This window comes from Streptomyces sp. MBT53 (assembly GCF_016654115.1).
GTDB lineage: Bacteria > Actinomycetota > Actinomycetes > Streptomycetales > Streptomycetaceae > Streptomyces.
Genome location: NZ_JAEQAZ010000167.1, coordinates 1 through 18,782 on the forward strand (window position 1 = coordinate 1; position 18,782 = coordinate 18,782).

Genomic DNA, 18,782 nt, shown 5'->3' on the forward strand with positions numbered 1-18,782 from the left:
GACAGGGGCGCGGGGCTGTGTCGATACGCGGCTACCGCCGCGTGTGCGCGACCAGCCCCCACGCGCCTGCAGACAACAAATCAGCCGAGGTAACCCCGGACCTCCACCGCCGCGTCATCCCCGTACGCCTTCGTGAACCGCTCCATGAAGTGCCCCCGGAACACCTGGTACTCCTGCGTACCGACGGTCTCGATGACGAGAGTCGCCAGCATGCACCCGACCTGCGCCGCCCGCTCCAGCGAGACGCCCCACGCCAGCCCCGAGAGGAACCCCGCGCGGAAGGCATCACCGACACCCGTGGGGTCGGCCTTGCGCTCCTCCTCCGCGCAGCCGACCTCGATCGGGTCCATACCGACCTTCTCGATACGGACGCCACGCGAGCCGAGCGTGGTGACCCGGTGGCCGACCTTCGACAGGATCTCCTCGTCGCTCCAGCCGGTCTTGGACTCGATGAGGCCCTTCTCGTACTCGTTCGAGAAGAGGTACGCCGACCCTTCCAGCAGGATGCGGATGTTGTCGCCGTCCATGCGCGCGATCTGCTGGGAGAAGTCCGCGGCGAAGGGGATGGAGCGGGTCCGGCACTCCTCCGTGTGGCGGAGCATCGCCTCGGGGTCGTCGGCGCCGATCAGGACCAGGTCGAGGCCGCCCACGCGGTCGGCGACGGTCTTCAGCTCGATCTGGCGGGCCTCGCTCATCGCGCCGGTGTAGAAGGAGCCGATCTGGTTGTGGTCGGCGTCGGTCGTGCACACGAAGCGGGCGGTGTGCAGCGTCTCGGAGATACGGACCGAGTCCGTGTCGACGCCGTGGCGGTCGAGCCAGTCGCGGTACTCGGCGAAGTCGGAGCCGGCGGCACCGACGAGGATCGGCTTGGTGCCGAGCTGGCCCATGCCGAAGGCGATGTTGGCGCCGACGCCGCCCCGGCGTACGTCGAGGTTGTCGACCAGGAAGGAGAGCGACACCGTGTGCAGCTGGTCCGCGACCAGCTGGTCGGCGAAGCGGCCGGGGAAGGTCATGAGGTGGTCGGTGGCGATGGAGCCGGTGACTGCGATGCGCACGGCGAGGACTCTCCTGAGGGAGGCTGCGTTGACAGTTCACGCTACCCGGTCGGCCCGGCGGCTCTGAAGCGGCCAAAACTACCCGATAGTAGATCTTTCTTCGCGAGGTAAAGCGTGCGTACGGTGCCGCTATGACGAACCTCAAAGTCGACGGCCCCGTTCCGGTCCACCTCGAAGGCGAAGGTGAGGCGGATCTCGCGGCGCTGCGTGGCGACTGCGCGCGGATGGCTCCGCACTGGACGGTTCCCGACCGGATCGTTGCCCTTCCGGTGTCCCCCTCCCTCATCCACGGCGTGTCGGTACCGTCGAAGTCGGCTCGGCTGCTCGACGCGATGGGGGAGTACGGCAACTGAGTTCGAAGCTCGTCGGCTCCATCGGCGCGCCAGGGGGAACCGTGCGCTCCCCCGCTGCGTCCCATCGCTGTCCCCCGTAAAGGGGATGCGGGATACGACCCTTCTGCCTGCCTCTTTGACAGGGGCGGGTCAGGGTCATGGGACAGTTGCGCAGCCGAAGGAGCGATGCGGTGAACACCGAGCGACCCGACAACGAGGACGCGATCGGCGCCTCCGATGATGTGCCGGGCGTGGGGGACGCCGTGAAGGGCGCCGTGGAGGGGCCCGAGGTCGATGACACCGGGGCCGGCGGAGAAGTGGCCGACGACGAGGGTGCCGTTCCCGAGGAGGCCGGCCGGTCGGAGGGAACGGAACCCGAGGAGACGGAACCCGAGGGGACAGCCGCCGAGGGGACAGCGGCCGAGGAGACAGAGCCCGAGACGTCCGACGTAGAAGCCGCCGCTTCCGAACACCCCACCCCCGTGACGTCTGAGTCGCAGCCCGACCAGCCGGAAGCCTCGGACGTCTCCGAAATCTCCGGAATCTCCGAAATCTCCGGCCGCGCCGACGAAGACCACCCGACACGTTCCCGCTCCCGGTCCCCCCTCGTCATCGCCTCCGTGGCCGCCGCCGTACTGCTCGTCGGGGGTGGCGGGGCGTACCTCGCGTCCTCCTCCTCGTCCTCCGGTGGTTCGGGGGACGGGACGGGATCCGCGGCGTCCGGTGCCGACGGCACTCCCCCGCCGCTCGCGCTCGACGGGTATGCGACGGGCGGTACGAACGGGATCGCGTCCGGGGAGCCGAATCCGTACGGCGAGACGTACAAGGCCCAGGGCGCTCTGCCCGCCGGGCCCGGCTCCGCGGCGGTCTACTCACCGGAGGGTGCCGTCGCCAAGGACGATGTGGCCCGGCTCGCGAAGGCGCTCGGTGTCGTGGGGACACCGGTGGCCGAGGGGCAGTACTGGAAGGTCGGCGGGCAGGACGGCAGCGGGCCGAGTCTGCAGGTGAACAAGGCGGCGCCGGGCCTGTGGACGTTCAACCGCTACGCGCCCGGCACCGACAACTGCACCGACACCCTCAAGTGCGCGCAGGATCCCGGCACTTCGGCCACCGACCCGGTGAGTGTCGCGGTCGCGAAGCGGGCCGCCGCGCCGATCCTCAAGGCCGTCGGCCAGGACGACGCGAAGGTGGACGCGAGTCAACTCATGGGCGCGCAGCGGATGGTGAACGCCGAACCGCTGATCGGCGGGCTGCCCACGCACGGCTGGACGACCGGGCTGACCGTCAGCGCCCAGGGTGAAGTCGTGGGCGGGAGCGGGGAGTTGGCGGCGCCGATGAAGGGTGACGTCTATCCGGTGCTGAGCGCGCAGAAGACGCTGGCCCTGCTGAACGCGGCGCCGGGGACCGACCACCGCATGGGCATCGGCGGCTGCGCAAGTCCCGTACCGCTGAAGGACCGGCTGGAGGCGCCCTGCGGATCGTCGACCGCGATCTCCGCCACGCCCGCGCAGGCCGCGGCGACCGTCGAGCACGCGGTGTTCGGGCTCGCCACGCACTCCGTGAGCGGGAAGCAGACGCTGGTGCCGTCCTGGCTGTTCGAGGTCCGGCAGCCGGGTGGGCAGGACAGCTTCACGGTGACGTATCCGGCGATCGACCCGAAGTATCTGACCTCGGCCGGTACGCCCACTCCGACGCCGACCTCGACGGCGACGGCGGCTCCGCACGATGTGAAGGCGGACGGCTACTCGGCCGACGGGAAGAGCCTCACCGTGGCCTTCACCAGCGGGGTGTGCGCCGACTACAAGGTGGCGGCCTCGGAGAGTTCGGACCAGGTGAAGGTCACGGTGACCGCGACGCCCTGGCCGAACAAGGTCTGCATCATGATCGCCAAGATCTACCACCGGACCGTGCAGTTGAAGGCGCCGCTCGGCGACCGGGAGGTCGTGGGTCCGGACGGCAGGGCGATCCCCGTGGAGAAGAGCACCCAGCCGACGGCGGGCGCCGGTCCCTCGCTGGCCCGGTAGGCACGCGAGCACTCCTGCACGGGCACCGGAAAAGCCCGAAGGCGGCGGCCCTGTCGGAGGGGGCCGCCGCCTTCGCCGTACTCAACTGCCCTGTGGGGCTTACGTCTTGTGAGGCTTAGCTGAACGAGTCGCCGCAGGCGCAGGAGCCCGTCGCGTTCGGGTTGTCGATCGTGAAGCCCTGCTTCTCGATGGTGTCGACGAAGTCGATGGACGCGCCGCCCAGGTACGGGGCGCTCATGCGGTCGGTGACCACCTTGACGCCACCGAAGTCCTTGACGACATCGCCGTCGAGGGAGCGCTCGTCGAAGAAGAGCTGGTAGCGCAGGCCGGAGCAGCCACCGGGCTGGACGGCGACGCGCAGGGCCAGGTCTTCCCGGCCTTCCTGGTCGAGCAGGGCCTTGACCTTCGCCGCGGCGGCGTCGGACAGAAGGATGCCGTCGGTGACGGTGCTGGTCTCGTCCGATACGGACATCTACATCTCTCCCGGGTTGTACGGAGACTGCTTGCCGACGAGTTCAACCGCCGGGGCCGCGGATTCATTCCGGACCACGTCCGGTGTCTTTCCGTCGGCACCTCCCTCCATGCTCGCACACCCCCGCAAGGTCCCCCGCTGGGCGCGTACCGGGCACCTGCCGGGCACCTGTCGGGATTGATGTCACATCGACGCTATGGCCATCGTCAAACTGACGTGAAGCGGTTATGATAGATAACGTCAATTCGACGAAAAGGCATGTCTGTCAGAACAGAAAGGGTGCGTGTCGTGACCACCGCCCAGACCCAGGAGCTCGACGTTCAGCCGACGCCCCTCGCCCTGCTGCTGCTCGGCCGTGAGGCCGACCCGAGGAGCGAGCGCGGTGTCGAGTGCCCCGGCGACCTGCCCTCGCCGTCCGACCCGGACCTGGTCGAGCGGGCCCGCGCGGCCAAGGAGAAGCTCGGCGACAAGGTCTTCGTGCTCGGGCACCACTACCAGCGCGACGAGGTCATCCAGTTCGCCGACGTCACGGGTGACTCCTTCAAGCTGGCCCGGGACGCCGCCGCGCGCCCGGAGGCCGAGTACATCGTGTTCTGCGGTGTGCACTTCATGGCGGAGTCCGCGGACATCCTGACCGGCGACGACCAGAAGGTCGTCCTGCCCGACCTCGCGGCCGGCTGTTCGATGGCCGACATGGCCACCGCCGAGCAGGTCGCCGAGTGCTGGGACGCGCTGACCGAGGCCGGCATAGCCGAGCGGGTCGTGCCCGTGTCGTACATGAACTCGTCCGCGGACATCAAGGCGTTCACGGGCAAGCACGGCGGCACGATCTGCACCTCGTCGAACGCGCAGCGCGCGCTGGAGTGGGCCTTCGAGCAGGGTGAGCAGGTGCTGTTCCTGCCCGACCAGCACCTCGGCCGCAACACGGCGGTGCGAGACATGGGCATGAGCCTCGACGACTGTGTCGTCTACAACCCGCACAAGCCCAACGGGGGCCTCACGGCGGACCAGTTGAGGGCCGCGAAGATGATCCTGTGGCGCGGCCACTGCTCGGTGCACGGCCGCTTCTCGCTGGAGTCGGTGGAGGACGTACGGGCCCGCATCCCGGGTGTCAACGTCCTGGTCCACCCCGAGTGCAAGAACGAGGTCGTGGCCGCGGCGGACTATGTCGGCTCAACGGAGTACATCATCAAGGCACTTGAGGCGGCCCCGGCCGGTTCGAAGTGGGCCATCGGCACCGAGCTGAATCTCGTACGACGGCTCGCGAACCGTTTCGCGCCCGAGGGCAAGGAGATCGTCTTCCTCGACAAGACGGTCTGCTTCTGCTCGACGATGAACCGCATCGACCTCCCCCACCTGGTGTGGACCCTGGAGTCCCTCGCCGAGGGCAACCTCGTCAACCGCATCGAGGTGGACAAGGAGACGGAGACCTTCGCCAAGCTGGCGCTGGAGCGGATGCTGGCGCTGCCGTAGGCCTGCCGGCTCATTCCACTCGCGGCCGGACCAGGCCCGACTCGTAGGCGATGACGACGAGTTGGGCCCGGTCGCGGGCGCCGAGTTTGGCCATGGCGCGGTTGACGTGGGTCTTCACCGTCAGGGGGCTGACTTCGAGGCGTTCGGCGATCTCGTCGTTGGAGTGGCCGCCGGCGACCTGGACGAGGACCTCGCGTTCGCGCACGGTGAGGGCTTCGAGGCGTTCGGCGCGGGCGGGGTCACGGTCCTCGTCCCCATCGCCCTGGGCGAGGAAACGGGCGATCAGGCCCTTGGTCGCCACGGGAGACAACAGGGCTTCTCCGGCTGCGGCGACCCTGATCGCGCTGAGGAGTTCCTCGGGCTCGGAACCCTTGCCCAGGAAGCCGGAGGCGCCCGCGCGCAGGGACTGCACCACGTAGTCGTCGACCTCGAAGGTCGTCAGTATCACCACCCGGACGTGGGCGAGGGACGGGTCGGCGCTGATCATGCGGGTGGCGGCGAGGCCGTCCGTGCCGGGCATCCGGATGTCCATCAGCACCACGTCGGCCCGCTCCTCCTTCGCCAGCCGTACGGCCTGCTCGCCGTCCGAGGCCTCTCCCACGACCTCCATGTCGGGCTCGGAGTCGACGAGTACGCGGAAGGCGCTGCGCAGCAGGGCCTGGTCGTCGGCGAGCAGGACACGGATCGTCGTCATGCGGGGTCCCCCGAGGCGCGTGGGCGGGTCTTGACCGGCAGGATCGCATGGACGCGGAAGCCGCCCCCGTACCGGGGACCGGTGGTGAGGGTGCCGCGCAGGGCGGTGACGCGCTCGCGCATGCCGAGCAGGCCGTGGCCGCCGCCGGAGTCGGGATCGTGGTCCTCGCCGGAGCCGTTGTCGAGGACGGTGACCTCCACGTTCGGGCCGACCCGTACGACGCTCACCTCGGCCTTCGCCTCGATGCCGGCGTGCTTCTGCACATTGGTGAGGGCCTCCTGGATGACCCGGTAGGCGGCGAGGTCGACGGCGGCGGGGAGCGTGGTGCCGTTGTCCGCGCGGGCGACCAGGACCTGGAGGCCCGCGCTGCGGAAGGTGCCGGCGAGCTCTTCGAGGCGATCGAGGCCGGGGGCCGGTTCGGTGGGCGCCTCGGGGTCGCCGGACTGGCGCAACAGGCCGACGGTGGCCCGGAGTTCGTTGAGCGCGGAGCGGCTGGCCTCGCGTACGTGGGCGAGGGCTTCCTTGGCCTGGTCGGGGCGCTTGTCCATGACGTGCGCGGCGACTCCGGCCTGGACGTTGACCAGGGCGATGTGGTGGGCGACCACGTCGTGCAGGTCACGGGCGATGCGCAGCCGTTCCTCGGCGACCCGGCGGCGGGCCTCCTCCTCGCGGGTGCGCTCGGCCCGTTCGGCGCGCTCGCGGATGGCGTGCACGAACTCCTTGCGGCTGCGTACGGCGTCCCCCGCGGCGGCGGCCATACCGGTCCAGGCGAAGATGCCGAGGTTCTCCTGCGCGTACCACGGGAGGGGGCCGCCGAGCATCGCGGCGCCGGTCAGCACGGTCATCGTGAGCAGGCCCACGCGCCAGGTGGTGGAGCGGTCGGTGGAGACGGCGACGGTGAACAGGGCGACCACGGCACACATCGCGACCGGGGCGCGCGGGTCGCTGGTGACGCTCTCGACGAGGGAGGCGGTGCCGGTGACGGCGAGGACCAGCATGGGGGCGCGGCGGCGGCAGACGAGCGCGGCGGCGCCCACCGCCATCAGGACCAGGCTGAGGGGGTCAGGGGTGCGGATGCCCCAGCTGACGCCGTGCCCGCCGTGCGGGTCCACGAACGACCCCGCGACCATGCACACGAGCACCGCGGCGGCGAGCACCGCGTCCAGTGCGCAGGGGTGCGCGTTCGCTTGGCAGCGGGCTCGGTCGAGAACGCTCATTCTGGCACCGTACGGGGTCCCTAGCGGGGGCGGAACGGGGGTCAGCTGTACGTTTCCTGTGCTTGCGCGGGGTGTTGGTGTGGGCGTGTCCGGGGGCTCCGCCCCCAGACCCCCCTTCGGCCCTGAAGGGGCCTCATCCTCAAACGCCGGACGGGCTGAGAAGTGACCGGCGTCGAAAAGCAAACCGCGAAAAACCCGCCCTCACCCCGGGATCAAGCCGTCGTCGCTCAGCAGGTCCCGGACCTCCTCCAGCGTCGCGTCCGGGGACGGGAGGATGAGCTCGGACGGCTCCAGGGAGTCGTCCGGGAGCGGCTCGCCCAGTTCGCGGACCTTGGCCAGGAGGGCCTGGAGGGTCTCGCGGAAGGCGGGGCCGTCGCCGTTCTGTACTTCCCTCAGGAGTACGTCGTCCAGCTTGTTCAGCTCGGTGAGGTGGCCGTCGGCCAGCCTCACCTGCCCCTCCCCCATGATCCGTACGATCATGTCGCCCTCCTCAGGCGTGGGCCGTCACATCACGTCACTGCTTGTCGAAGCGCGGGGTGTCCTGCGGCTGGGAGGAGGACTGCGACTGCGACTGGTCCTTGCCGCCCTCGATCGCCTGCTGCGACGCCGAACCTCCGGCCAGCTCCGCCTTCATCCGCTGAAGTTCCAGCTCTACATCCGTACCACCCGACAGCCGTTCCAGCTCGGCCTGGATGTCGTCCTTGGCCATGCCGGTCGGGTCGTCGAGCGCTCCGGAGGCGAGCAGTTCGTCGATGGCGCCGGCGCGGGCCTGGAGCTGCTGGGTCTTGTCCTCGGCGCGCTGGATGGCAAGCCCGACATCGCCCATCTCCTCGGAGATGCCGCTGAAGGCCTCGCCGATCCGGGTCTGTGCCTGGGCCGCCGTGTACGTGGCCTTGATGGTCTCCTTCTTCGTACGGAAGGCGTCCACCTTGGCCTGGAGGCGCTGCGCCGCGAGGGTGAGCTTCTCCTCCTCGCCCTGGAGGGTGGTGTGCTGGGTCTCCAGGTCGGTCACCTGCTGCTGGAGCGCGGCGCGGCGCGAGAGCGCCTCGCGGGCCAGATCCTCACGGCCCAGCGCGAGCGCCTTGCGGCCCTGGTCCTCCAGCTTCGAGGACTGCGACTGCAGCTGGTTGAGCTGGAGCTCCAGACGCTTGCGTGACGTGGCGACGTCGGCCACACCCCGGCGCACCTTCTGAAGCAGCTCCAGCTGTTTCTGGTACGAGTAATCGAGGGTTTCGCGCGGGTCCTCGGCCCGGTCAAGGGCCTTGTTCGCCTTCGCGCGGAAGATCATCCCCATACGCTTCATGACACCGCTCATGGGCTTCGCGCGCCCCCTTCTGACGGACTCCAGCTCCAGCGACTACAACAGGACTCACAGTACGGGCCCTGCATCCATTACCGCACTGTTCGGGGACGGATGCGCTCATCCCCAAGGACGACTGCCTACGGTCCTGCTCCGGCGTAAGGAGTAGGTGTTCCCCGGGTAACGACCCGGAGCCGCCCGTCTGCGACGTCTCCCTTGTCCCCCTACAGACGACTGGTGTTGCCGGATCGTTCCCCACCGGACTGGGGTCCAACCGCATGCACCCCGTAAGCTTGGGTTTTGTGTTCCGTAGCCGTGCCAAGGAAGAGAAGGCCGCGACCGCCGACCAGGCTTCGCCGACCGACTCCAAGCAGCCCCGAGACCCGCAGGCCCCCAAGGGTCGGCCCACGCCCAAGCGGAGTGAGTCGCAGACCCAGCGCCGCAGCGTGGCCAACACCACGCTGACGCGCAAGGACGCCTCCAAGCGTCAGCGCGACGAGCGGCGGGTGCAGATGGAGAAGCAGCGCTCGGCACTGGCCGGCCGCGGCAACGAGCGGGATCTGCCGCTCCGTGACAGGGGTCCGATCCGCAAGTTCGCCCGCGACTACATCGACGCGCGCTTCAACGTCGCCGAGTTCTTCCTGCCGATGGCCGTGGTGATCCTCGTGCTCAGCGTGGTGCAGGTGCCCGCGCTGCAGAACATCGCACTGCTGCTGTGGCTCGTGATCATCATCCTGATCGTGGTCGACTCGTTCCTGAACGTGTTCCGGCTGCGCAAGCAGCTCGCCGAGCGCTTCCCGGGCCAGGACACCAAGGGCACGGTCTGGTACGCGATGATGCGCTCCCTCCAGATGCGCCGACTCCGGCTGCCGAAGCCGCAGGTCAAGCGCGGAGAGAAGCCCTGAGCGCGGACTCCTTCTCCGGGGGCGCGGCGGACGCCTGGCTGGCCAGGCTGGGCGGGCTGCGGGATGTCGTACGACAGGAGCTCGTCGCCCGGCAGCTCGACGAGCAGATAGCCGGGCGCTATCCCGTCGGGCAGCGGCTGCGGGTGCTCGACGTCGGGATGGGTCAGGGCACGCAGGCGCTGCGGCTGGCCCGGGCCGGGCATCAGGTGACCGGGCTCGAACAGGAACCGAAGATGATCGCCGCGGCCCGTGCGGCGCTGTCCGGCGAGCCGGAGGGCATCCGGGAGCGGGTGCGGATCATCGAGGGTGACGGCCGGGACACGGGCGTGCACTTCCTGCCGGGCAGTTTCGACGTCGTGCTCTGTCATGGCGTACTCATGTACGTGTCCGAGCCCGATCCGCTGCTCGCGGGTCTCGCCCGGATGCTGGCGCCGGGCGGGCTGCTCTCGCTGCTCGTACGGAACGCCGACGCGCTGGCGATGCGGTCCGGGCTGTCCTGGGACTGGGCGACCGCCCTGACCGCGTTCGACTCGACCGCTTACCGCAACCGGCTCGGCCTGGATGTGCGGGCGGACCGGCTGGACACCCTGACGGCGACGCTGGCGGGGATCGGGGCGCCGCTGCAGGCCTGGTACGGCGTGCGGGTCTTCACCGACACGGCTCCGGAGGGCGTCGAGATCCCGGCGGACGTCGAACCGCTGCTGGCCGCCGAGGAGCGGGCCGGGCGGACGGATCCGTATCGTTCGGTGGCCGCGCTGCTGCATCTGTGCGGCGTGCGGGGCTGAGCGCGGGCCCACGGCGAGGGGCCCGTTCGGGTCAGCAGCAGAAGCCGGACATTCACCCCAAAGAGACACTCGGCGTATGGACTCTTCCCCTGCCCGTGTCCGCGTCCTCCGGCCCATGGCCCTGCTCGTCTGTTCGCTCGCGCTGGTCGCCGGATGCGGCGGCTCCGGGTCCTCCTCGAAGAAGGACACCTCGACCGCGCAGGCCGCCCAGGCCGCCGTGCCGATGGCGAGCGACGACCTGCAGAGCGACTACCAGAAGGTGATCAAGGAAGTCCTGCCGTCGGTCGTGCAGATCCAGGCCAGCGGTGATCTGGGGTCGGGGGTCGTGTACGACGACCAGGGGCACATCGTCACCAACGCGCACGTGGTCGGGAACGAGAAGACCTTCAAGGTGACCACCGCGAACAGCGAGGACGTGCTCACCGCCAAGCTCGTCTACTCGTATCCCGAGCAGGATCTGGCCGTCGTCAAGCTGGACAAGGTGCCGGACGGGCTGAAGGCGGCGACCTTCGCCGACTCGTCCAAGGTCGAGGTCGGGCAGATCGTCCTCGCCATGGGCTCGCCGCTGGGGCTGTCGTCCAGCGTGACGCAGGGCATCGTGTCGGCGACCGGACGGACCGTCAGCGAGGGCAGCAGCGACGGGGGTACGGGCGCGACCATCGCCAACATGGTGCAGACCTCGGCCGCGATCAACCCCGGCAACAGCGGGGGCGCGCTGGTCAACCTGAACGGGCAGGTCATCGGCATCCCCACGCTCGCGGCGACCGACCCGAGCTTCGGGGGCGGGGCCGCGCCCGGCATCGGGTTCGCGATCCCGTCCTCGATGGTGAAGACGGTCGCCGACCAGATCGTCAAGGACGGCAAGGTGACCGACTCGGGGCGGGCCGCGCTCGGCATCACCGGCCGTACGGTCGTCGACGACAGCTACCAGGCCGCCGGGGTCGCCGTGGTCGCGGTCAAGAGCGGCGGGGCCGCGGACAAGGCCGGCATCCGGGCCGGGGACATCATCACGAAGCTCGGCGACACGGGGATCAGCACGATCACCTCGCTGTCGGAGGCGCTGGCGTCCGACAGGCCGGGGCAGAGGACGACGGTGACGTACACGCGGAACGGTGCGTCGAAGAAGGTCGATGTGACGCTGGGCGAGCAGTGAGGGAGGGGGCGGCCGGTATGTCCCGGCCGCCCCCTCCCCTCCCCGTTACGCCTCCTCGGCGTGCAGGCTCATCGGGCCGTAGATCTCCGTGGAGTCCTCGAACAGCCGTACCTGGTCCGCGCCACCCGCGACGAGGTCCTTCCACACCTCGCCGAGCCAGGACTCCGCGTCCCCCTGCGTGGTGAACTCCTCCGGCGCGACCGCGGGTTCGACCTCGGTCCCGTCGGACTTCTCGAACCGCCAGATCCATGCCGCCATGTACGCCTCCAAGGTCTCAGCGCATGCAGAGCAGAAGCCGGATCTTGGTCCGGCTTCTGCCGAGAAGCGTATTCGCTCTGCTGGGTCAGCGGGGGATGAGCTGCGGATATTCGTTCGTCTGCGGGCCGGTGGGGGCTGGGCGCGCCCCGCGGCGGAGCCGCAAATGTCACAGCCCCGCGCCCCTAGGTGGGTATCGGCCGCGCATATCTATAAGTGACCGGAGAAAATCGAAACCGTGGAACTCACTCTGCTCGGCACCGGTGCCCCCGCGGGACTCCCCCGCCTCGACTGCCCCTGTGCGGCCTGTGCCGTTTCGCTCGGGGTGGATGCCCGGGCCGCCACCGCCGTGCTCGTGGACGGGACGCTGTTGCTCGATCTGACGCCGGGCGCGGCCTTCGCGGCGGCTCGGGCCGGGCATTCGCTCGGGGGTGTGCGACAGGTGCTGTTGTCGCATCCGCACGACGGGCCCGCCGTGGAGGTGCCGGTGGGGCTGCCGCAGCCGGGGCGGGTGCCGGACGGGCGGGAGCTGGCGTTGCTGACCGGGCACCGGGTGCGGGCGGTGGCGATGGACGCGCCGGGTACCGGGTACGCCGTCACGGGGCCGGACGGGCAGCGGGTGCTGTATCTGCCGCCGGGGGCCGCGCCGGCCGGGTTGGAGGAGGGGGGCGTCGAGTCGTACGACATGGTGCTCGCCGATGTCGTGGGGCGGCCGGACGCGCTGGCCAAGCTGCGGGCGGTGGGGGCGATGGGGCCCGCGACCGATGTGATCGCCGTGCATCTCGACCACGATGTGCCGCCGGGCGCGGAGTTGACGCGGCGGCTGGCCGCCGTGGGGGCGCGGGCGGTGCCGGACGGGTCGACGCTGACCGTGGGGGTCTACGAGGACGTGCCCGATGTGCCGCGGCGGACGCTGGTGCTGGGCGGGGCGCGGTCCGGGAAGTCGGTGGAGGCCGAGCGGCGGTTGGAGGCCTTTCCCGATGTGCTGTACGTCGCCACCGGCGGCTCGCGCAACGGGGACACCGAGTGGGCCTCGCGGGTCTCCGCGCATCGGGAGCGGCGGCCGGGGTCGTGGCGTACGGCCGAGACGTGCGACCTGGTGCCCTTGCTGGCGGCGGACGGGCCCCCCTTGCTCATCGACTGTCTGTCGCTGTGGCTGACCGACGCCATGGACTCGGTGGGGGCGTGGGACGACGCCGAGTGGGGGGACGGCGGGGAGAAGCAACTCCGGGAGCGGGTGCGGGAGTTGACCGCCGCCGTGCGGGCCACCCGGCGGACCCTGGTCGCCGTGTCGAACGAGGTCGGCTCGGGGATCGTGCCGGCGACCGCGTCCGGGCGCCGGTACCGGGACGAGTTGGGCCGGCTGAACGCGGCGATCGCCGGTGAGTGCGAGCACGTGTTGTTGGTGGTTGCCGGGCAGGCGCTCGCGCTACGGGGCTGACGGCTTCCGGCGTGCGATCAGCCGCTGCGGGGCCGGGAGCCGGTCCGGGAGGCGGCGGGGTTCCGGGACGATCTCGCAGTCGTGCGGCTCCAGTTGGGCGCGCAGGTCGTCCGGGCGCCCTTCCATGAGGAGGAGGCCGCCGGGGCGCAGGACCGTGAGGGCCGCGTGGAGTTCGGCGGCGGGGTCGGGGGCGGGGGTGCGGTCGCGGAGGAGGGTGACGACGTCGTAGCGGGCGTGCAGGGCGGACGTGATGTGCGGGTCCGTCAGGTGGCCGGCGTAGGCCTCCTCGATGCGTTCGGCGGCGCGGGCGCGGACGACTCGCGGGGTGGGGTCGAGGCCGTCGAAGGACGTGTACGGGAAGAGTCCCTTCGCGGTCTCGGGGAAGTGGGCGTCGCCCGTGCCGACGTCGAGCCAGCTCTCCGGTTCCGGGAGCAGGCGCAGGATCGCTCGGGCCAGTGTCCGGTGACGGCGTCGCTCGTCGAGGGCGCTGACGCGGGTGCGCAGGCTGTTCATGGCGGCTCCCGGGGACGTACGACAATACGGTGCAAAACGATACGTACGGGATGCCGATCTTCGAGGCAAGGACGTCCGGGGCGCGTGGTGGCCATGTGGCTCTGTCGCGCGCGATCGCTGCCGGTACTGTTCGGCGAATGAGCTCGCTTAATCTCGACGACTTCACCGATCTGATCGAGCGCCCCGACGGCGGTGTGCGCCGTGACGCCGAGGCGCGGCGTGAACGTCAGATCGTGCCGCCCGGGTCGCTGGGCCGACTCGACGAACTGGGTGAGTGGCTGGCGGCGGCGCAGTCCTCCGTGCCGGTGCGGCCGGTCGAACGGCCGCGCGTGGTGGTGTTCGCGGGCGACCACGGGGTCGCCGAACTCGGCGTGTCCGCACGGCCCGTGGGCACCGCCGACCAGCTGGTGCGGTCCCTGCTGGAGGGCGGCAGCCCGGCGGCCGTACTGGCCCGGCGGCTCGGGGTGCCGGTGCGAGTCGTGGACATGGCCCTGGACTGCGAGCCGGACTCGCTGCCCGACGAGGTCGTGAAGCACCGGGTACGGCGGGGCAGCGGGCGGATCGACATCGAGGACGCGCTGACGCTGGAGGAGGCGACGGCCGCGTTCGAGGCGGGTGTCGCCGTCGCGAACGAGGAGGCCGACTCCGGTACGGATCTGGTGGTCCTCGGGGATGTGAGCGTCGGCGGTACGACCCCGGCCTCCGTGCTGATCGCCGCGCTGTGCGGCACCGACGCGTCCGTGGTCACCGGGCGGGGCGGCCTGGCGATCGACGACCTGACGTGGATGCGCAAGTGCGCGGCGATCCGGGACGCGCTGCGCCGGGCCCGGCCTGTGCTCGGCGACCAGCTGCAGCTGCTGGCGACGGTGGGCGGTGCCGACCTCGCCGCGATGACCGGGTTCCTGCTGCAGAGTGCCGTACGGAAGCTGCCGGTGATCCTGGACGGAGTCGTGGCCGCCGCGTGTGCGCTGGTGGGTCAGCGGGTCGCGTTCCGGGCGCCGGACTGGTGGCTGGCCGGGCAGAACAGCGGGGAGCCGGGGCAGGCGAAGGCGCTGGACCGGATGGCGCTGGAGCCGCTGCTCGACCACGGGGTGACCGTCGGCGAGGGCGCGGGCGCGCTGCTCGCGCTGCCGCTGGTGCAGGCCGCGGCGGCGCTCTCGGCCGAACTTCCGCTCAAGCCGGAGGAGCCGGCGGAACCGGAAGAGGCCGAGAAGCCCGAGGAGTGATCCGAGCGTGATCGTTGCGGCGACGGAAAAGAAACGTTCGCCGCAACAACACCCATATGATCCTCCTTCATGGGAGATGTCCGGGTCGGGCCCGTTCAGGAACGTCACAGCACAGGCGCCTCGCGGCGGGCCGCGGCCTTCGCCGTCTGGTATCTGCGGGCCGTCGCGTTCATCAACTTCCTCAGCGCGGCGTGGGTTTCGCTGGGGCAGGACGTACGACGGCACAACCAGGAGAACTTCTTCACGCCGTATCTGCTGACGGCCGGCTTCGCGTCCGGGGTGTTCACGGCGTTCCTCGCCATCACCATGCGGCGCCGCAAACGCGCCGCGTGGATCCTGAACCTGGTGGTCAGCGGGCTGTTCCTGGCGCTGTTCGGGTTCGCCATGTCGTTCCAGGAGATCCGCCAGTACGCGCAGAACTGGATCTCCCTGGGCCTGACCGCCGCCTTCGTCGCCGCGCTGCTGGTGGGCCGCCGGGAGTTCTACGCCAAGGGCGACCGGTCCAACCCCCGGCTGGCCGCCGTCGTCGCCGTCGGCGGCACCCTGGCCGCCTCGCTGCTGGCCGGGCTGCTGGTGACGGTCACCAACCAGGCGCACGACGCGTCCCGTTCGACGTTCGTGGAGCGCTGGCACTACGGCGCGTTCCGGCTGGTCACGATCGACGCCCCGGAGAACCGCTTCCCCGGGATCTGGACCCCGAACTGGGTCAACGTCGCCATCAACGTGCTCAGCACGCTCCTCGTCCTCGCCGTCTTCTACGCCGCGTTCCGCTCCCGGCGTGCCGTCGACCCGCTCACCGAGGACGACGAGAAGAAGCTGCGGGCGCTCCTGGAGCGGCAGGGCGAGCGGGACTCGCTCGGCTACTTCGCGCTGCGCCGCGAGAAGAGCGTGGTGTGGTCGCCGACCGGCAAGGCCGCCGTCGCCTACCGCGTCGTCGGCGGGGTGTCGCTGGCGTCCGGCGACCCGATCGGCGACCCCGAGGCGTGGCCCGGCGCGATCGAGCCCTGGCTGGCGGAAGCCCGCGTTCACGGATGGATTCCGGCCGTCATGGGCGCGAGCGAGGAGGCGGGCACCGTCTACGCGCGGCACGGGCTCGACGCCCTCGAACTCGGGGACGAAGCCCTCGTCGAGGTCGCCGACTTCACCCTTGAGGGCCGCGCCATGCGGACCGTACGGCAGGCCTACAACCGGGTGAAGCGGGCCGGGTACACGGTCCGGATCCGCCGCCACGAGGACATCCCGGCCGAGGAGATGGCGTACCTGCTGAAGCGGGCCGACGACTGGCGGGACGGGGCCACCGAGCGCGGCTTCAGCATGGCGCTGGGACGGCTCGGGGACCCGGACGACGGGCAGTGCGTGATGCTCGAATGCACGGACGGGGACGGCGAGTTGAGGGCGGTGCTGTCCTTCGTGCCGTGGGGTCCGCACGGGCTGTCCCTCGACCTGATGCGCCGGGACCGCGACTCCGACAACGGGCTCATGGAGTTCATGGTGATCGAACTCCTGCGCCGCGCCCAGGAAATCGGAATCACCCAGGTTTCGCTCAACTTCGCCATGTTTCGTTCGGTCTTTGAACGTGGGGCGCGGATCGGCGCCGGACCGGTGCTGCGGCTGTGGAGGTCACTCCTCAGCTTCTTCTCCCGGTGGTGGCAGATCGAGTCGCTGTACCGCGCCAACGCCAAGTACCGGCCCATCTGGGAACCCCGGTTCCTGCTCTTCGAGAAGAGCGCGGACCTGCTGCGCATCGGCCTCGCGTCGGCGCGCGCGGAAGGGTTCCTGGAGGCGCCGGGACTGCCGAAGTGGCTGCACCGCAAGCACCTGGAGACGCACAGATGAACCGCCTCGCCCGCTGGATGCGCGCCGAATGGGGACTGCTCTACGTCACCGTGCGCGAGCCGCTGCTGAAGCGGCACTGGCGGGCGATCCCGATGACGATCGGGGCGGTGCTGCTGACGGCGGCACTGCAGTTCGTGCAGAACCAGTCCTGGGGTTACCAGTTCGTGCAGGACGCGGGCGCGGTCCGGGCCGAGGACCCCCTGTGGCTGGCCCTCCTCCGCACCCCCCTCTCCCTCTTCGTACCGGCCCTCGATCTCCCCGTCTGGGGCGCCCTCGCGCAGATCCTCTTCGTCTTCGGCATCGCGGAGATCTGCATCGGCCGCTGGCGCACCCTGGTCATCGCCTACGCCGCGACCCTCGCCGGCACGCTGTACGCGCGGCTGGGCATCTGGCTCGGCTTCGACAACCCGTTCGGGCTGCCCGGCTCGGACCGCCTGGTCGTGGACACGGGCCCCTCGGCCGCGGTGGTCGGCCTCGCGGTGTTCGTCGCGTGGCGCTACGGCGCGTACGCGACGGCCCTCGCGGTGACCGGCGCGATGGCCGTCGAGGTCATGCTGAAGGGCAACCTCGCCGGCAAGGAACACCTGGCGGCGATCATCGCGGTGGGACTGCTGTGCCTGGTCTCGGCGCTACGGCATCGGCGGGTACGGGTGCGGCTGCGATAGGCGCGGCGAGGGGACCGTCACTGCCGGCCGGGGATCCGCACCGGATCCGGGTCCGGCTTGCCGCCGATCCAGTCCTGGAAGGCGCGGCGCGGGCCCGCCCAGCGGCGGTCGTGGTGGTAGGCGCGGAGGGTCGAACGGGCCCGGGCCCGGTGGCGGCGCTTGCGGTAGAAGCGCTTGGCCCAGGGGGAACCCGGGCGGGCCAGCCGGATCGCGCCGACGAGGGCGACCAGCGGGACGAGGACGCCGAAGACCGCCGTCCGCGCCTTGCCCTTGCTGAGGGCGATGAGGGAGAAGAGGAAGTTGACGCCGACGCTGACGATCACGCCGGCGCGGTCGTGGAGTTCGGCGGCGGTGAGGTCGTTGACGCCGAAGGGCGAGAACCCGGCGAGGACGAAACCGACCAGCGCCGCCGTGAGCACCACCGCCTCGACGCTCTTGCGGCCCGCCTCGGTCCAGTACACGTCGTCGAGATAGAGGATCAGCGCGAACTCGTCCAGCACCAGGCCCGCACCGATGCCGAAGACGATCGCGAACAGGGCGGACCCGACGCCGTAGCGCGTGCTGGCCACCGCGCCGAAGCCGCCGAGCACGGAGAGGACCACGCCCGGGACGACGTGGTGGATGTGCACGTCACCCGCCTTGATGTTGCCGAAGGGGCCTTTGCCCGCGCGGATCAGCCGGGTGATGACACGGGTGATGACGAACGTCAGGACGAAGGCGGTGAGCGCGAGGAGGAGAGGGAGTTTGCCCGGCTCGACGATGTTGCGGTGCAGCCAATGTCCCATATGCGCACTTTAACGATGACCGCCGGGACCGCCCTCCCGACCGCCGGGTAACCTGCGCCGGTGTCCAAGACCCCGCCCCTCGACGGCCTCCGCTTCGCGTTCGGCACGCTGACCGTTCTCCCGGTCGGGGTGACTCGCTGGGACCGGGAGGCCGCACGCGCCGGAATGATGGCGGCGCCGGTTGTCGGGGTGGTCGTCGGCGGGTGTGCGGCGGGGCTCGGGCTGTTGCTGCTGTTCCTGGGCGCGGGCTCGTTGCTCGCGGCTGTCGCCACGGTCGCCGTGCCCGCCGTGCTCACCCGGGGGCTGCATCTGGACGGGCTCGCGGACACCGCCGACGGCCTCGGCAGCGGGAAGCCGGCGGAGGACGCGCTGCGGATCATGAAGCAGTCGGACATCGGGCCGTTCGGGGTGCTCAGCCTTGTCTTCGTCCTGCTCGCTCAGGTGGCCGTACTGGCGCAGCTCTACGGGGACTCGTGGGGGCGGGGGGCGGCCGCGGCGGTCGTGTCCGCGGTCGCCGCGCGGCTCGCGTTGACCTGGGCCGCCCGTGCGGGGGTGCCTGCGGCTCGGCCGGAGGGGCTGGGGGCTGCGGTTGCGGGGGTTGTGCCGGTTCGCTGGGCGCTGGGCCTGGTGGTGGGGCTCGTGGTCGTGGGG

Annotated in this window: 20 protein-coding genes; 11 read left to right on the forward strand and 9 right to left on the reverse strand. The window is 70.7% G+C overall.

The window, feature by feature from the left end:
• Positions 1 to 80: 80 nt before the first annotated feature.
• On the reverse strand, positions 81 to 1,055 hold the full coding sequence (locus JHN45_RS39570; protein ID WP_200717625.1) for a carbohydrate kinase family protein: 975 nt from the start codon (positions 1,053 to 1,055) through the stop codon (positions 81 to 83).
• Between the two features lie 131 nt (positions 1,056 to 1,186).
• On the opposite strand from JHN45_RS39570, the gene JHN45_RS39575 reads away from it, so the two are divergent.
• Positions 1,187 to 1,408, forward strand: a complete 222-nt coding sequence (locus tag JHN45_RS39575; protein WP_200717626.1) for a hypothetical protein — start codon at positions 1,187 to 1,189, stop codon at positions 1,406 to 1,408.
• A 170-nt stretch (positions 1,409 to 1,578) separates the two neighbouring features.
• Entirely contained in the window at positions 1,579 to 3,411 is a 1,833-nt protein-coding gene (locus JHN45_RS39580) for a hypothetical protein (RefSeq protein WP_201054343.1), read from the forward strand.
• Positions 3,412 to 3,526: 115 nt separating this feature from the next.
• Here the strand turns inward: JHN45_RS39580 and JHN45_RS39585 are convergent, their stop codons facing one another.
• Positions 3,527 to 3,883, reverse strand: a complete 357-nt coding sequence (locus JHN45_RS39585) for an iron-sulfur cluster assembly accessory protein (RefSeq protein ID WP_019065032.1) — start codon at positions 3,881 to 3,883, stop codon at positions 3,527 to 3,529.
• 288 nt (positions 3,884 to 4,171) lie between these two features.
• On the opposite strand from JHN45_RS39585, the gene nadA reads away from it, so the two are divergent.
• A complete protein-coding gene (gene nadA, locus JHN45_RS39590) occupies positions 4,172 to 5,356 on the forward strand; it encodes a quinolinate synthase NadA (protein WP_200716461.1) in 1,185 nt (394 codons plus the stop codon).
• A 10-nt stretch (positions 5,357 to 5,366) separates the two neighbouring features.
• Here the strand turns inward: nadA and JHN45_RS39595 are convergent, their stop codons facing one another.
• From JHN45_RS39595 to JHN45_RS39610, 4 genes are all read right to left on the reverse strand, one after another.
• Positions 5,367 to 6,050, reverse strand: coding sequence for a response regulator transcription factor (locus JHN45_RS39595; protein ID WP_200716462.1), 684 nt, complete (start codon positions 6,048 to 6,050; stop codon positions 5,367 to 5,369).
• The gene (locus JHN45_RS39600) at positions 6,047 to 7,267 is read right to left on the reverse strand and encodes a sensor histidine kinase (protein ID WP_201054344.1); all 1,221 of its coding nucleotides are present in this window, start codon (positions 7,265 to 7,267) and stop codon (positions 6,047 to 6,049) included. Before JHN45_RS39600 ends, JHN45_RS39595 begins: the two co-directional genes overlap by 4 nt.
• A gap of 201 nt (positions 7,268 to 7,468) precedes the next feature.
• Positions 7,469 to 7,747, reverse strand: coding sequence for a hypothetical protein (locus JHN45_RS39605; protein ID WP_200716464.1), 279 nt, complete (start codon positions 7,745 to 7,747; stop codon positions 7,469 to 7,471).
• Between the two features lie 34 nt (positions 7,748 to 7,781).
• Positions 7,782 to 8,582 (reverse strand): PspA/IM30 family protein, encoded by an 801-nt coding sequence (locus JHN45_RS39610; RefSeq protein WP_200716465.1) that lies wholly within the window; start codon positions 8,580 to 8,582, stop codon positions 7,782 to 7,784.
• Between the two features lie 263 nt (positions 8,583 to 8,845).
• On the opposite strand from JHN45_RS39610, the gene JHN45_RS39615 reads away from it, so the two are divergent.
• The 3 genes from JHN45_RS39615 to JHN45_RS39625 all read left to right on the forward strand — a co-directional run bounded on the left by JHN45_RS39615 (position 8,846) and on the right by JHN45_RS39625 (position 11,410).
• A complete protein-coding gene (locus JHN45_RS39615) occupies positions 8,846 to 9,472 on the forward strand; it encodes a DUF3043 domain-containing protein (RefSeq protein ID WP_200716466.1) in 627 nt (208 codons plus the stop codon).
• 47 nt (positions 9,473 to 9,519) lie between these two features.
• Positions 9,520 to 10,257 (forward strand): methyltransferase domain-containing protein, encoded by a 738-nt coding sequence (locus tag JHN45_RS39620; protein ID WP_201054350.1) that lies wholly within the window; start codon positions 9,520 to 9,522, stop codon positions 10,255 to 10,257.
• A 76-nt stretch (positions 10,258 to 10,333) separates the two neighbouring features.
• Positions 10,334 to 11,410 carry a S1C family serine protease gene (locus tag JHN45_RS39625; protein WP_201054345.1) on the forward strand — a complete coding sequence of 359 codons (1,077 nt, stop codon included), beginning with the start codon at positions 10,334 to 10,336 and terminating at the stop codon, positions 11,408 to 11,410.
• A 45-nt stretch (positions 11,411 to 11,455) separates the two neighbouring features.
• On the opposite strand, the gene JHN45_RS39630 is transcribed toward JHN45_RS39625, so the two are convergent.
• Entirely contained in the window at positions 11,456 to 11,668 is a 213-nt protein-coding gene (locus tag JHN45_RS39630) for a hypothetical protein (protein ID WP_200716468.1), read from the reverse strand.
• Positions 11,669 to 11,903: 235 nt separating this feature from the next.
• On the opposite strand from JHN45_RS39630, the gene JHN45_RS39635 reads away from it, so the two are divergent.
• Positions 11,904 to 13,106, forward strand: a complete 1,203-nt coding sequence (locus JHN45_RS39635; protein ID WP_201054346.1) for a bifunctional adenosylcobinamide kinase/adenosylcobinamide-phosphate guanylyltransferase — start codon at positions 11,904 to 11,906, stop codon at positions 13,104 to 13,106.
• Here JHN45_RS39635 and JHN45_RS39640 read toward each other — a convergent pair.
• Complete coding sequence (locus tag JHN45_RS39640; protein ID WP_201054347.1) at positions 13,095 to 13,619, reverse strand: methyltransferase domain-containing protein; 525 nt, start codon at positions 13,617 to 13,619, stop codon at positions 13,095 to 13,097. The genes JHN45_RS39635 and JHN45_RS39640 overlap by 12 nt on opposite strands.
• Before the next feature lie 137 nt (positions 13,620 to 13,756).
• On the opposite strand from JHN45_RS39640, the gene cobT reads away from it, so the two are divergent.
• The 3 genes from cobT to JHN45_RS39655 all read left to right on the forward strand — a co-directional run bounded on the left by cobT (position 13,757) and on the right by JHN45_RS39655 (position 17,346).
• The gene (cobT, locus tag JHN45_RS39645; RefSeq protein ID WP_200717128.1) at positions 13,757 to 14,845 is read left to right on the forward strand and encodes a nicotinate-nucleotide--dimethylbenzimidazole phosphoribosyltransferase; all 1,089 of its coding nucleotides are present in this window, start codon (positions 13,757 to 13,759) and stop codon (positions 14,843 to 14,845) included.
• 69 nt (positions 14,846 to 14,914) lie between these two features.
• Positions 14,915 to 16,681, forward strand: coding sequence for a phosphatidylglycerol lysyltransferase domain-containing protein (locus JHN45_RS39650; RefSeq protein ID WP_201054348.1), 1,767 nt, complete (start codon positions 14,915 to 14,917; stop codon positions 16,679 to 16,681).
• Positions 16,678 to 17,346: a hypothetical protein gene (locus JHN45_RS39655; RefSeq protein ID WP_200717130.1), complete on the forward strand. Its 669-nt coding sequence runs from the start codon at positions 16,678 to 16,680 to the stop codon at positions 17,344 to 17,346. Before JHN45_RS39650 ends, JHN45_RS39655 begins: the two co-directional genes overlap by 4 nt.
• 17 nt (positions 17,347 to 17,363) lie before the next feature.
• On the opposite strand, the gene JHN45_RS39660 is transcribed toward JHN45_RS39655, so the two are convergent.
• Complete coding sequence (locus JHN45_RS39660) at positions 17,364 to 18,131, reverse strand: hypothetical protein (protein WP_200717131.1); 768 nt, start codon at positions 18,129 to 18,131, stop codon at positions 17,364 to 17,366.
• Positions 18,132 to 18,191: 60 nt separating this feature from the next.
• On the opposite strand from JHN45_RS39660, the gene JHN45_RS39665 reads away from it, so the two are divergent.
• The coding region (locus tag JHN45_RS39665) for an adenosylcobinamide-GDP ribazoletransferase (protein ID WP_201054349.1) at positions 18,192 to 18,782 on the forward strand (591 nt) is incomplete at its 3' end.